Origin of the sequence: Roseicella aerolata, from assembly GCF_020523605.1 — a bacterium.
GTDB lineage: Bacteria > Pseudomonadota > Alphaproteobacteria > Acetobacterales > Acetobacteraceae > Paracraurococcus > Paracraurococcus aerolatus.
Genome location: NZ_JAJAQI010000010.1, coordinates 88,865 through 101,621 on the forward strand (window position 1 = coordinate 88,865; position 12,757 = coordinate 101,621).

The 12,757-nt window shown below is 72.8% G+C and carries 12 protein-coding genes and 1 pseudogene; 6 read left to right on the forward strand and 7 right to left on the reverse strand.

The features are described 5' to 3' along the window. Positions 1 to 123: 123 nt before the first annotated feature. From LHA35_RS08705 to LHA35_RS08730, 6 genes and pseudogenes are all read right to left on the reverse strand, one after another. Positions 124 to 1,287, reverse strand: a complete 1,164-nt coding sequence (locus LHA35_RS08705; RefSeq protein ID WP_226607101.1) for an MFS transporter — start codon at positions 1,285 to 1,287, stop codon at positions 124 to 126. Between the two features lie 220 nt (positions 1,288 to 1,507). After that, on the reverse strand, positions 1,508 to 2,320 hold the full coding sequence (locus LHA35_RS08710; RefSeq protein ID WP_226607250.1) for an NAD kinase: 813 nt from the start codon (positions 2,318 to 2,320) through the stop codon (positions 1,508 to 1,510). A gap of 175 nt (positions 2,321 to 2,495) precedes the next feature. Further along, a pseudogene (locus LHA35_RS08715) lies at positions 2,496 to 3,317 on the reverse strand (carbon-nitrogen hydrolase family protein); the annotation flags it as partial. Between the two features lie 86 nt (positions 3,318 to 3,403). Then, on the reverse strand, positions 3,404 to 3,793 hold the full coding sequence (locus LHA35_RS08720) for a hypothetical protein (RefSeq protein WP_226607103.1): 390 nt from the start codon (positions 3,791 to 3,793) through the stop codon (positions 3,404 to 3,406). Between the two features lie 88 nt (positions 3,794 to 3,881). After that, positions 3,882 to 4,874 carry a GTP 3',8-cyclase MoaA gene (moaA, locus tag LHA35_RS08725; protein ID WP_226607105.1) on the reverse strand — a complete coding sequence of 331 codons (993 nt, stop codon included), beginning with the start codon at positions 4,872 to 4,874 and terminating at the stop codon, positions 3,882 to 3,884. Positions 4,875 to 4,999: 125 nt separating this feature from the next. Then, positions 5,000 to 5,176: a DUF3553 domain-containing protein gene (locus LHA35_RS08730; protein ID WP_226607108.1), complete on the reverse strand. Its 177-nt coding sequence runs from the start codon at positions 5,174 to 5,176 to the stop codon at positions 5,000 to 5,002. 190 nt (positions 5,177 to 5,366) lie between these two features. Between LHA35_RS08730 and LHA35_RS08735 the strand changes: the two genes are divergently transcribed. The 6 genes from LHA35_RS08735 to LHA35_RS08760 all read left to right on the forward strand — a co-directional run bounded on the left by LHA35_RS08735 (position 5,367) and on the right by LHA35_RS08760 (position 11,754). Further along, entirely contained in the window at positions 5,367 to 5,978 is a 612-nt protein-coding gene (locus LHA35_RS08735; protein ID WP_226607111.1) for a histidine phosphotransferase family protein, read from the forward strand. A gap of 143 nt (positions 5,979 to 6,121) precedes the next feature. Continuing rightward, a complete protein-coding gene (locus LHA35_RS08740) occupies positions 6,122 to 8,704 on the forward strand; it encodes a hybrid sensor histidine kinase/response regulator (RefSeq protein ID WP_226607113.1) in 2,583 nt (860 codons plus the stop codon). A gap of 20 nt (positions 8,705 to 8,724) precedes the next feature. After that, complete coding sequence (locus LHA35_RS08745; RefSeq protein ID WP_226607116.1) at positions 8,725 to 9,216, forward strand: chemotaxis protein CheW; 492 nt, start codon at positions 8,725 to 8,727, stop codon at positions 9,214 to 9,216. Further along, complete coding sequence (locus LHA35_RS08750) at positions 9,213 to 9,614, forward strand: response regulator (protein ID WP_226607119.1); 402 nt, start codon at positions 9,213 to 9,215, stop codon at positions 9,612 to 9,614. The genes LHA35_RS08745 and LHA35_RS08750 overlap by 4 nt, the downstream gene beginning before the upstream one ends. Positions 9,615 to 9,844: 230 nt before the next feature. Further along, the gene (gene cheB, locus LHA35_RS08755) at positions 9,845 to 10,930 is read left to right on the forward strand and encodes a chemotaxis-specific protein-glutamate methyltransferase CheB (RefSeq protein ID WP_226607123.1); all 1,086 of its coding nucleotides are present in this window, start codon (positions 9,845 to 9,847) and stop codon (positions 10,928 to 10,930) included. Beyond that, on the forward strand, positions 10,927 to 11,754 hold the full coding sequence (locus LHA35_RS08760; RefSeq protein WP_226607128.1) for a CheR family methyltransferase: 828 nt from the start codon (positions 10,927 to 10,929) through the stop codon (positions 11,752 to 11,754). The genes cheB and LHA35_RS08760 overlap by 4 nt, the downstream gene beginning before the upstream one ends. A gap of 186 nt (positions 11,755 to 11,940) precedes the next feature. Here LHA35_RS08760 and ctrA read toward each other — a convergent pair whose 3' ends face one another. After that, a complete protein-coding gene (gene ctrA, locus LHA35_RS08765; RefSeq protein WP_226607131.1) occupies positions 11,941 to 12,675 on the reverse strand; it encodes a response regulator transcription factor CtrA in 735 nt (244 codons plus the stop codon). Positions 12,676 to 12,757 lie beyond the last annotated feature (82 nt).

Sequence of the window (12,757 nt, forward strand, 5' to 3'; positions counted from 1 at the left end):
GGCCTGAACACAGCCGGCCACAGGCATCCGGATGGGCCCGGTCCAGGACCGGCGCCCGCCCATCCGCGGTCCTCTTCAGGGTTCCGGACGCCTTGCCGCGCGATCGGTGCTGACCGGCAGGGCTCAGCGCGCCCGCGCCGCCGCCAGGAAGGCCGCCGCGCCGAGCAGCGCAAGCCCGGCCAGCAGCCAGGGCACCGGCCCGTAGCCGCCCGCGCCTTCCCAGATCAGCGCGATCAGCACCGGCGCGGCGGTCCGCGGCAGCACGGTCGCCACGCTCAGCGCGCCGGTGATGGTGCCATAGCCCTCGCGCCCCAGGATCTCGGCGACGCCTGCGGCGCGCACGATGGTCATCAGCCCATCCGCGATCGCCCAGCACAGGGCGTAGAGCACCAGCCAGCCGAGATCCGGCGGCGCCAGCGCCAGGACCAGCATGCCGAAGGGCGTCAGCAGGGTCGCCAGCCGCCCGACGCCGCGCATGGTCACCCGCCCGCCAAGGGAGAACAGCACCAGCCGCGCCGCCACCTGGAAGGGGCCGTGCAGCGCGACGACCAGCAGGACCGAGGCCTCGGGCAGCCCGCGCTCCCGCAGCAGCGGGATGGCATGGGCGCCCAGGCCGATGCCGATGAAGGCATGCGCCGCGAAGCAGGCGGCGAGGCCGAGGAAGGCCGGCCGCCGCACCGCCGCGCGCAGGCTGAAGCCGCCCTGCGTGGCGGTGGCCGCGCGCGGCGGTGCCGCCGGCAGCAGCCAGAGGGCGAGCAGGCCGGGGATCACCTGCAGGGCGGCCAGCGCCAGCAGCGCCCCGCGCCAGCCCAGGCCCGCGATCAGTGCGGCGCCGAGCGGGACGAAGACGGTGCCGGTGAAGCCGGTGATGAAGGTGATGCCGGTGATGGTTCGGTTCGGATCACGCGCCGCGGTCACCACCACCGCCATGGCCGGCCCCCAGAGCGCCGCGGCCTGCGCCAGCCCCATGCCGGCCCAGAGCGCCCAGTACAGCAGGAGGCTCTCCGTGGCCGACCACAGCGCCAGCAGCGCCGCGCCGAGCCAGGCACCCCAGGCCAGCATCCGCCGCCCGCCATGCCGGTCCACATGCTGCCCGACGGGAACGGCGGCGAGGCCGGAGACGAGCAGGGCGAGGGTCAGCCCGGCATTGATCTCCGCCCGCGACCAGCCGAGTTCCGCCTCCATCGGCGCGCCGAAGAGCGGGAAGACGGAGAAGAGGGTGCCCCAGCCGATGGTCTGCCCGATGGCGATGCAGAGGAGGAGGCGGGTATCGGCGGACCAGCTCAAGGGATGGCGGTCCGCATAAAGGGGCCTGCCGGTCTGGAAGGGGCATGGGGCGAGCCCGTATGGCCAGGCCTCATGCCTCGCTCATGACATGCTGGCGCATGTTGTCATGCCTCAAACGCCGGCGGCCCTCCGGGCCTTGGTTTCGCGGCCCTTGCCGTGGCATGCCTTCGCGCGCTCGGCCCGGTCCGCGGGCCGCAGGTCGGGACGTCATAGCCAGTGATCAGACGGTAAACTGTTCCGCGATGATTCGCTCGGACAGCCCATGGTCCGGGTCGAAGAGCAGGGTCAGGCTCACCCCCCGGTCCTCCCGCACCTCCACCCGGCGGACATCGCGCACCTCGGTATAGTCGGCCACGGCCGCGACCGGCCGCTTCTCTGCCTCCAGGATCTCGAACACCACCTCAGCCTCCCCCGGCAGCAGCGCGCCGCGCCAGCGCCGCGGGCGGAAGGCGGAGATCGGGGTCAGCGGCAGCAGGTTGGCGCCCAGCGGCACGATCGGCCCATGCGCCGAGAGGTTGTAGGCGGTGCTCCCCGCCGGGGTGGAGACCAGCACGCCATCGCAGATCAACTCCGGCAGCCGTACCTTGCCATCCACCAGGATGCGCACCTTGGCGGCCTGGCGCGTCTCCCGCAGCAGGGAGACCTCGTTGATCGCCAGCGCCTCGGCGACGCCGCCGATCTCGGTGCTGGCGCGCATGCGCAAGGGGTGCAGCACGGCGGCCTGCGCCGCGGCCAGCCGCTCCTCCAGCCCGTCCTCCCGGAACTCGTTCATCAGGAAGCCGACGCTGCCGCAATTCATCCCATAGACCGGGATGTTGTGGCCGAGCCAGCGGTGCTGCGTCTCCAGCATGCAGCCATCGCCGCCGAGCGAGACGATGGCCGCCGCCTGCTCCGTCGGCACCTCCCCGTAGCGCGCCACCAGCCTTGCCTTGGCGGCGCGCGCCACCTGCGTCGCCGCCGCGTGGAAGGCGATGCGGCCGCGGACATCCTCGGGCCGCAGCGGCGCGGGCTGCGGAAAGGGCAGGGGGGTGATGTCGTTCACGCGGCGCTCACGGCGCGACCGGCCTGCCAGCGCGATCGGGATCCACGCGCCGGGCGGCAGCATCGGGATCCACGCGCCGGGCGGCGCCATCGGGATCCACACGCCTGGCGGCAGCATCGGGATCCACGCGCCTCGCGGCGCCATCGAGATCCACGCGCCTCGCGGCGCGATGCTCCAGCACCGGCATGTCCCGCCGCACCCGCGCCGTCACCGCCCGGTCGATCCGCGCCGTCGCCCAGCCGATGCCGTCCGAGACCTTGGCCACCACATGCCCCCAAGGGTCGGCCACCAGCGAATGGCCATAGACCGAGCGCGCCGCCCCCCGCTCCTCATACTGGCCGGAGGAGGCGGCGGCGAGGATCCAGCACTGGCTCTCGATCGCCCGCGCCCGCATCAGGACCTCCCAATGGTCCTTGCCGGTCTGGAGCGTGAAGTTGGAGGGCACGAAGATCGCCTCTGCCCCCAGTCTGCGCAGCGCCAGGTACTGCTCGGCGAAGCGGATGTCGTAGCAGATGGTGCAGCCGAAGGTGATGCCGCCCGCATCGAAGGTCACAAGCCGGTCGCCCGCGCCGTAGAGCGCGCTCTCGCGATAGCCGGTGCCGTCCGGGCCGGTGATGTCGAAAAGGTGGATCTTGCGGTAGCGGGCGATCTCCCGACCCTCGGGGTCGAAGACAAGGGTTGTGTTGAACAGCTTCTCCCCGCCATCCTCGATGATCGAGCCGCCATGGACATGGATGCCATGGGTCCGGGCGAGGCCGCGCAACAGCTCATAGGCCGGCCCGCCCGGCTCGCCGGAGCCCTCGGGCGGCAAAATCTCCGCCGCCGCGCGCCGGCTGTCCCGCCCGCCGCCCAGATTGGTCCAGGTCTCGGGCAGGGTGACGAGGTTCGGCCGGTCGGCCTCGACCGCCGCCTCGATCAGGCGGCGCGCCTGGTCGAGATTCGCCGCCTTGTCCGAGCCCTGGTTCATCTGGATGACGCTGACGCGCATGCGAGCCGATCCTCCCAATACCGGGCACTCAACCCTGCCGGCGCGGCCGGGGCAAGGCAGGCATGGCCGCGGCCCGCCGGGGGGCCTCAGCGCCGGCGGTCGCCCGGCCAGTCCAGCCGCGGCTCGGCGCGGCCGCCGCGCGGGCTCTCCGGCCAGGCGGGCGGCGGCGGGACGGGGGGCGAGACGCGCGGCGCCTCCTCCACCGCCCGGCTGCGGCCGGGCAGGTCCACCCAGTCATCGGCCGCGGCCCGGCGCGGCGCGCCGGAGAGCTGCAGCGACAGGCTGCGGATCTCGGCCTGGATCTCGTCGAGCTGCGCCTCGATCGAATCGAGCCGGCCCTTCAGCCCGAAGACGCTGAAGGGCATCAGCAGATAGGCAAGGCCGGCGAGCAGGAGGAGAAGCAGGGCGAGCAACCCCGTCCACTCCGGCAGGCCAGGGATGGCGAGCCGCGATGCGAGCTCCTGCAACAGGCCCATGGGGCAATCACCTCGGCTGTCACCCCGCGGGAGAGGGCGGGGCGCTGCAATGATAGGGCATCCGGCCGGGACGGCTGCCCCGGCGGCGTCAGCCGCCGGTCACGCTCATGTGCCGGCCGACCGCGGGGCGGTTATGGCGACGGTCGATGATGAAGTCATGGCCTTTCGGCTTCCGGGCGATCGCCGCCTCGATCGCGGCCCTGAGCGCCGCGTCGTCCACCGAGGGGTCGCGCAGCAGCGGGCGGAAATCCGCCGCATCCTCCTGGCCCAGGCACATGTAGAGCGTGCCGGTGCAGGTGAGCCTGACGCGGTTGCAGCTTTCGCAGAAATTATGGGTCATCGGCGTGATGAAGCCGATGCGCCGCCCCGTCTCCCTCACCGTGTAGTACCGGGCGGGCCCGCCGGTGCGGTAATCCGTGTCCTCCAGCGTCCAGTGCTCGCGCAGCCGCGAGCGGACGAGGGAGAGCGGCAGGTACTGGTCCGTGCGGTCCTCGTTGATCTCGCCCATCGGCATGGTCTCGATCAGGCAGAGGTCGAAGCCATGCTCGCCGCACCAGGCCAGCAGGCGGTCATACTCACCCTCATTCACGCCCTTGAGCGCGACGGCGTTGATCTTGATGGCGAGTCCCGCCGCCTTGGCGGCGAAGATGCCGTCCAGCGTCTTCTCGATCTCGCCCCAGCGGGTCAGCGCCTTGAAGGTGGCCGGGTCCAGCGTGTCGAGCGAGACATTGATGCGCCGGACGCCCGCCGCATACAGATCCCCCGCCATATGGGCGAGCTGGGTGCCGTTGGTGGTGACCGTCAGCTCTCTGAGCCCGCCAGCTCCTATGCGGCCGCCGAGGCTGCGGAAGAGGGAGATCACGTTCTTCCGCACCAGCGGCTCGCCGCCCGTGAGGCGGATCTTCTCGACGCCAAGCCCGATGAAGGCACCGCAGAGCCGGTCCAGCTCCTCGAGCGTCAGCACCTCCCGCTTCGGCAGGAAGGTCATGTCCTCCGCCATGCAGTAGACGCAGCGGAGGTCGCAGCGATCGGTCACCGAGACGCGGAGGTAGGAGATCCGCCGGCCGAACGGATCGATCATGGACGGCATTCCCCGACAGGAAGTGGACGCTTCCGGCCCATTTGGTCCCCAACCCCCTGGCGCCGCAAGTCCCCCGGGCCGGCCCGGGGCGCGGGGCAGCCCCCCTGCCAGGGCGGGACCCGCGGTCAATGTTCCGGCTCGATCACCTCCAGCTCCACCACGGCGGCATTGATCAGCAGCTTGCCGGCATGCTCGAAATTCACGGTGATCCGGTCGCCGATGACGGACTGGACCTGGCCTTCGCCCCAATCCGGCCGCTCCGGATGGCGCACGCGCATGCCGGGTTCGATGAGGCTTGGCACGGGTCTTCCCTGTTCCGTGTGTTGCGTAAGCGGTTCGTTAATGGCCTTTATTCTAGACCGGATCGCCGGCCGGACCGAATGCGCCAGCATCCGGCGCCGGAGAGTGTCACCCACCCGCCGCTGCTGCCGGCGGCGTTCGCGGCCGAACGCCCTCTGCCGCAGCCGGCCCCGCGCCTGACAGGACCGGCCGATGCGCCTGGATGCCCAGCTTGCCCGCCTCCTCTCCGCCCGGCTGTGCCATGATCTCGGCGGCGCGGTCGGCACGCTGTCCGGGACGCTCGACCTGGCGGGTGAGGGCGATGCGGAGATGCTCGGCCTCGCGCGGGATACCGCGGCCGGGCTGCGGGAGCGGCTGCGGCTCTATGCCGCCGCCTGGGGCGGGGCCGCGGAGGATGCCGATGGCGAGAGCCTCGCCCGGCTGCTGCGGAGCGCGCCTGCCTCGCCGCGCGTGCGCTTCCGGCTCGACCACCTGGCCGCGGGCGGGCTGCTGCCCGCCATCCTGGTGCCGCTGGCGCTGAACGCGGCGCTGCTCGGCGCGGAAGCCCTGCCGCGCGGCGGCACGGTCACGCTGGCTGGCTCGGCCGAGGACGGGCTGGTGGTCTGCCCGGAGGGGCATGGCGCCAGCTGGCCGGCCGGGCTGCTGGCCCTGCTCGGCGGCGGCCTGGCGGAGGCGCTGCAGGCAGGGCCGCGCCGCGTGGTCGCGCCGCTGCTGCTCGCCCTGGCGACGGAGGCGGGCTGGACGGTCTCGCTCGCCCATGGCGCAGCCGGGGGCGTGCCGCCCCTGCTGCTCGGCCCGGCCTGAGCCTCGTCCGCTTTACCGAATCTTCGTCCCCGCCGCGCCACTGTGCCGCCCACGCCCCGAAGGTGGCCGCGGCCCAGGCCCGGCGCCCGCCAGGGCCCTGCAACGCGGCATGCCCGGGCCGGGCATCGGAGCGAGGGACAAGGATGGACGACCTGCTCGCTGACTTCCTGACCGAAACGCATGAGGGGCTGGTCGCACTGGACGCGGCGCTGGTGCGGCTGGAGCGCGCGCCCGAGGATGCCGCGACCCTCTCCGAGGTCTTCCGGATCGTCCACACCATCAAGGGCACCTGCGGCTTCCTCGGCCTGTCGCGGCTGGAGGCGGTGGCGCATGCCGCCGAGAACCTCCTCGGCCGCTACCGGGACGGCACGCGGGCGGTGACGCAGCAGGGCGTCTCGCTGATTCTCGGCGCGCTCGACCGCATCCGCGCCATTGTGGTGGGGCTCGAGGCGACGGGCGCCGAGCCGGCGGGCGAGGACGCGCCGCTGATCGCGCAGCTCAATGCCGAGGCAGAGGGGGCCGAGGCAGAGGGGGCCGAGGCGGACGGGCATGCCACGGCCCCGCCCGGGCCGGCGGCGATCGAGACCGATGAGCCGGAGGCCGGGCCCCTGCCGGAGCCCGTGCGCGCGGCCCCCCCGGCCCCGGCCGGGGCGGAGCCGGAGATGGCGCCGGCCGGCGGCGCCACGCCGCCGCAGACCATCCGCGTCTCGGTCGATGTGCTGGAAGACCTGATGATGCTGGTCTCCGAGCTGGTGCTCACCCGCAACCAGCTTCTCCAGCTCGCCCGCAGCCAGGGCGACAGCGCCTTCGCCGTGCCGCTGCAGCGCCTCTCGCACATCACCACCGACCTGCAGGAGGGGGTGATGAAGACGCGCATGCAGCCGATCGGCAATGCCTGGGCGAAGCTGCCGCGCCTGGTGCGCGACCTCGGCGTCGAACTCGGCAAGAAGATCGCGCTCGAGATGCGCGGTGCCGAGACCGAGCTGGACCGCCAGGTGCTGGAGCTGATCAAGGACCCGCTGACCCATATGGTCCGCAACAGCGCGGATCACGGGCTGGAGCGGCCGGAGGAGCGGCTGGCGGCGGGCAAGCCCGAGACCGGCCGCATCATGCTGAAGGCGCGGCATGAGGGCGGGCACATCATCATCGAGATCGGCGATGACGGCCGTGGCCTCAATGCCGAGCGGATCCGCCAGAAGGTCCTTGCCCAGGGCCTGGCGACCGAGGCCGAGCTGGCCGGGATGCCGGAGCGGGAGATCCACCGCTTCATCTTCCGGCCCGGCTTCTCCACCGCCGCCGCCGTCACCGCCGTTTCCGGCCGCGGGGTCGGGATGGATGTGGTGAAGACGAACATGGAGCGGATCGGCGGCACCATCGACATCCGCTCGCGCGAAGGCCTTGGCACCGCCTTCGTCATCAAGATCCCCCTCACGCTCGCCATCGTCTCCGCCCTGATCGTGGAGGCCGGCGGCGAGCGCTTCGCCATCCCGCAGATCGGCGTGGTGGAGCTGGTGCGCGTCGGCGGGGAGGGCACGGCGCAGCTCGAGCGCATCAAGGACGCGCCGGTGCTGCGGCTGCGGGACCGGCTGTTGCCGCTGGTCAACCTCGCCGCGCTGCTGCGGCTCGAGCCGAAGGGCGAGGAGGCGAGCGGCTTCGTCGTGGTGACCCAGGTGGGTGGGCATGTCTTCGGCATCATCGTCGACCGGGTCTTCGACACGGAGGAGATCGTGGTGAAGCCGGTGGCGCCGATCCTGCGCCACGTGACCATGTTCGGCGGCAACACCATCCTGGGCGATGGCAGCGTCATCATGATCCTCGATCCCAACGGGATCGCGCGCGCGACCGGTCTCGGCGCCGAGACCGGAGAGGTGGAGCCGGAGCGGGAGCCGGGACGCCCGGCGCATCTCCTGCAGTCGGATGCGAGCACGGCGCTGCTGCTCTTCCGCGCCGGCGACGCGGCGCCGAAGGCGGTGCCGCTCGGCCTGGTCGCGCGGCTGGAGGTGGTGGAGCGGGAGCGCATCGAGAGCGCGGGCGGAATGCCGCTGGTGCAGTATCGCGGCCGGCTGATGCCGCTGGTCCCGCTCTCCGGCCACTGGGATGCCGGGATGGCGCCGGCGCGCCAGCCGGTGCTTGTCTTCAGCGATGGCGATCGCGCCATGGGACTGATGGTCGATGAGATCCTCGACGTGGTCGAGGCGCGGCTGACGGTGGATGCGGCCGGCGAGCGGCCGGGCTATCTCGGCAGCGTGGTGGTCGCCGGCCGGGTGACCGAGCTGCTGGACACCGCCTGGTGGCTGCGCCAGGGGGGGGAGGACTGGTTCGGCGCGGCGGCGCGGGCGGAAGGCGCGGGGCGGCGCGTCCTGCTGGTCGAGGACAGCGCCTTCTTCCGCAGCCTCGTCGTCCCGGCCCTGGGCGCGGCCGGCTATGTCGTGACCGCCGTCGCGGATGCCGAGGAGGCGCTGCGGCTGCGCGATGCCGGCGCCGGCTTCGACGCAATCGTCTCCGATATCACCATGCCGGGCATGGATGGCTATGCGCTGGCGCGGGCGCTGCGGGACGGCGGGCCCTGGTGCGGCCTGCCGCTGATCGCGCTCACCGGCCGTGCCGGGCCCGAGGATATCGAGCGTGGGCGGGAGGCCGGCTTCACCGACTACGTGGCGAAATTCGACCGGGCGGCGCTGCTGGAGAGTCTGGGCCAGTGCATCACGGCGCCGGTCGAAGCCTGAGCGAGGGGAGAGAGAGAGCAATGCAGCAGAGCATAGCCGCCACGGCCCGCGCCCCCATCGTTCCCCCTGCCCGCGGCCCTGCCGAGGCGGCCGAGGAGGTCTTCCTGACGCTCACTGTGGCCGGCCAGCTCTGCGGCGTGCCGGTGCTCACGGTGCGCGACGTGTTGGGGGTGCAGGCCATCACGCGCATCCCGCTGGCACCGAACGAGGTCGCGGGCAGCCTCAACCTGCGGGGCCGGATCGTGACCGCGATCGACCTTCGCCGCCGGCTCGGCCTGCCGCCGCGCGAGGCCGCCGGCGCAATGAGCGTGGTGGTGGAGCGCGAGGGGGAGCTCTACTCCCTGCTGGCCGATGAGGTCGGCGAGGTGTTGCCCCTGCCCTCGCGGGACCGCGCGCACAACCCGCCGACACTCGATCCGCTCTGGCGCGAGGTCTCGCGCGGCGTGCACCGCCTCGGCGACCGGCTCCTCATCCTGCTCGATGTGGAGCAGGTGCTGGCGATCGGCGCATGAGCCTGGCGGGGGCAGCGCCCGCGACCTGCCTGGTCGTGGATGACAGCCGCGTGGTGCGCAAGGCGGCGCGGCGGATCGTCGAGCGGTTCGGCTTCACGGTGCGGGAGGCGGAGGACGGCGCGCAGGCGCTCGCGGCCTGCCGCGAGGCCCTGCCGGATGCCGTGCTGCTGGACTGGAACATGCCGGTGATGGACGGCATCACCTTCCTCCGTGCCGCGCGCGCGGAATTCGGGCCGGACCGGCCGGTGGTGGTGCTCTGCACAACCGAGGCGGCGCTCGACCGCATCATCGAGGCGCTGGAGGCCGGCGCGCAGGAATACATCATGAAGCCCTTCGACGAGGCGATCCTGCAGGACAAATTCGCCCAGGCCGGGCTGCTGCCAGGGACCACGACGTGAGCGTGCGGCATGATGGCGGCACCGCCGCACCGCCTGCCGCGCCACGCCGGAGGGATGCCAGCGGCCCGAGCCGGTGGCAGCCGGGCCCCGGCCCGCGCGATGAGCGCGCCGACGGGCGCGAGGACCCGCGCGAACTGCGTGGCGGAGCCGCCACCTCCAGCCGTGGCGCCGACATGGCGCATGGCGCACCGGCCCCGGCCGGGCGGGGCTCGCCCTTGCCGCGCCCGGAGATGCGTGCGGCGGAGGCGCCGGTGCGGGTCATGCTGTGCGATGACAGCGCGACCGTGCGCGCCGCGCTCGCCCGCCTGCTGGAAGCCGATCCGGGCATCCGGATCGTCGCCCGCGTGGCGAACGGGCAGGAGGCCGTGACGGCGCTCGCCGGCCTGCCGGCCGCGCTGCGGCCGCAGGTGGTGCTGCTCGACCTCGAGATGCCGGTGATGGATGGCATGACGGCGCTACCGCTGCTGCTGCGGCAGGCGCCGCGGCCGGCGGTGATCGTCGCCAGCGCCCTGACCCAGCGTGGCGCGGCGGCGGCCATGGCGGCGCTGAGGGCCGGTGCCGCCGATTACATCCCGAAGCCCGGCGCGGCCGGCGGCGGGCTGAACGACCCCGGCTTCCGGGCCGAGCTGCTGGCCAAGGTGAAGGGCTGGGCACGCATGGGGGCCGGTCCGCCGGCGCCGCGCGCGGCCGCGCCGCCGCGGCCCCTGCCATTGGTGCCGCTGTCCGGTCTGCGGGCGATCGGCCTCGGCTGCTCGACCGGCGGGCCGCAGGCGCTCGCCGCCTTCGTGCAGGCCCTGGCGCGTCCGCTGCCCGTCCCGGTGCTGGCGGTGCAGCACATGCCGGCCGGCTTCACCACCATGCTGGCGGATCACCTGAACCGGCTCGGCCGGCTGCCTTGCGCCGAGGCGCGGGATGGCGAGGTGTTGCGGCCGGGCCGGCTCTACCTGGCCCCGGGCAACCACCACCTGCTGGCGGAGGCGGCCGGTGCCGGGCTGGTGGCGCGGCTCTCGGACGGGCCGTCGGAGAATTTCTGCCGCCCCGCGGTCGATCCCCTGCTGCGCAGCCTGGTGACAGCCTGCGGCGGGGCGGTGCTGGCGGTGATCCTGACCGGCATGGGACAGGACGGGCTCGCAGGTTGCCGCGCGGTGGCAGAGGGCGGTGGCACGGTGCTGGCGCAGGATGAGGCGAGTTCCGTCGTCTGGGGCATGCCCGGCGCGGTGGCCAAGGCCGGCCTCGCCCGGGCACTGCTGCCGCCGGCGGCGCTGGCCGAACAGGTGCTGGCGCTGGCCACCGGACGGGCGGGGGCGGTCGCATGAACCGGGAAAGCTTCGCTTTCATCGCCGGGCTGGTGAAGAGCCGCTCCGGCCTCGTCCTCACCGCCGAGCAGGGCTACATGCTGGAGACGCGGCTCGGCCCGCTGTTGAAGCGGGAGGGGCTGCCGAGCCTCGACGCCCTGGCCGCCCGGCTGAAGGATCCCCGCGCCGCCACCCTGGCGGAGGCAGTGACCGAGGCGCTCACCACCAATGAGAGCTCCTTCTTCCGGGATGGCAGGCCGTTCGAGCATCTGCGCCGCGCCTTGCCGGCGCTTGCCTCGGCGCGGGCGCCGGGGCTGCCGCTGCGGATCTGGTCGGCGGCCTGCTCCACCGGGCAGGAAGCCTATTCCATCGCCATGATCCTCTCGGAACTGGCCCCGGCCATGGGCGGCCGCCGCGCCGAGATCCTCGGCACCGACATCGCGCAGGAGGTGCTGGCCCGGGCGCGGGAGGGCAGCTTCACTCAGTTCGAGGTGCAGCGCGGCCTGCCGGCGCGGCTGCTGGTGCAGCATTTCCGGCAGGAGGAAGGGCGCTGGCGGGTCGCGCCGGAACTGCGCGCCCTGACCCGGTTCGAGCGTTGGAACCTGCTCTCGGACCTTCGTCCGCTCGGCCGGTTCGACGTGATCTTCTGCCGCAACGTCCTGATCTATTTCGACGCACCGACCAAGACCCGGGTGCTGGAGGCGCTGGCGGCGCAGCTTGCGCCGGATGGCGTGCTCTATCTGGGCGGGGCGGAGACGGTGCTCGGCCTCACCGCGCGGCTGGTCCCGGTTGCGGGCGAACGGGGTGTCTATGAGAAGGCATCGGCCGCGGCGATGGCCGGCTGATCCTGCGCATGGTCCGGCGCAGCGGCGGCTGCGCCGGCGATGCCTGGCGCTGATCGCGGGCCTGCGGCCGCAAGCCCAAACCGCCATCGCGGCGGGGGCGCCGGCCGGGGCTGAAGACCGGGGAGGTCAGGCCCGCCAGCCCGCTTCGCCGATGGGCGCCGCGGGGCCGGCGGGCCGCCCGGGGCCTCACGCCGCCTGCGCGGCCATGGCGGGTACCGGTGCCGCGCCGGGCAGGCGGGTGGTGGCCTCGTTCGGTTCCCGCAGCACATAGCCGCGGCCCCAGACGGTGGCGATCAGGTTCCCGGCCCCGGCCTGGGCCAGCTTCTTGCGCAGCTTGCAGATGAAGACGTCGATGATCTTCACCTCCGGCTCGTCCATGCCCCCATACAGGTGGTTCAGGAAGGCCTCCTTGGTCATGACCACGCCCTTGCGCAGGGTCAGCAGTTCCAGGATGGCGTATTCCTTGCCGGTCAGATGAACCGGCTTGCCGTCCACCGTCACCTCGCGCGAGCCAAGGTTGAGCGTCAGCGGCCCGACCGTCAGGCGCGGCTGGGAGAAGCCCTTGGCCCTGCGGACCACCGCCTGGATGCGGGCGACCAGTTCCTCCCGATCGAAGGGCTTCGTGATGAAGTCGTCGGCGCCGAGGCCGAAGCCCTTCACCTTGGCCTGCGGCCGGGCGAGGCCGGAGAGGATCAGCACCGGCGTCTCCACCCGCGCGGCACGCAGGCGGCGCACGACCTCATACCCCTCCATGTCCGGCAGGACGAGGTCGAGGACGACCACGTCGTAGTCGTAGAGGCGGGCGAGTTCCAGCGCCTCCTCACCCGTATCCACGGCGTCCACGATCATGGCGGCCGCCTTGAGCATGGCGACGATGCCACGGGATGCGGTCAGGTCGTCCTCAACCAGAAGCGCTCGCATCTTGGAACCTTCACACGTCCTACGTGCATAAAATAACACCGAGGCGTGTAGAGTGAAGAAGAAATTCACCGGTTTGGCGTAT

Coding starts and splice junctions, on each gene's coding strand:
- LHA35_RS08720 (WP_226607103.1), bottom strand. CDS start 3,793: ATGGGCCTGTTGCAGGAGCTCGCATCGCGGCTCGCCATCCCTGGCCTG.
- moaA (WP_226607105.1), bottom strand. CDS start 4,874: ATGATCGATCCGTTCGGCCGGCGGATCTCCTACCTCCGCGTCTCGGTG.
- LHA35_RS08735 (WP_226607111.1), top strand. CDS start 5,367: ATGCGCCTGGATGCCCAGCTTGCCCGCCTCCTCTCCGCCCGGCTGTGC.
- LHA35_RS08740 (WP_226607113.1), top strand. CDS start 6,122: ATGGACGACCTGCTCGCTGACTTCCTGACCGAAACGCATGAGGGGCTG.
- LHA35_RS08745 (WP_226607116.1), top strand. CDS start 8,725: ATGCAGCAGAGCATAGCCGCCACGGCCCGCGCCCCCATCGTTCCCCCT.
- LHA35_RS08750 (WP_226607119.1), top strand. CDS start 9,213: ATGAGCCTGGCGGGGGCAGCGCCCGCGACCTGCCTGGTCGTGGATGAC.
- cheB (WP_226607123.1), top strand. CDS start 9,845: ATGCGTGCGGCGGAGGCGCCGGTGCGGGTCATGCTGTGCGATGACAGC.
- LHA35_RS08760 (WP_226607128.1), top strand. CDS start 10,927: ATGAACCGGGAAAGCTTCGCTTTCATCGCCGGGCTGGTGAAGAGCCGC.
- ctrA (WP_226607131.1), bottom strand. CDS start 12,675: ATGCGAGCGCTTCTGGTTGAGGACGACCTGACCGCATCCCGTGGCATC.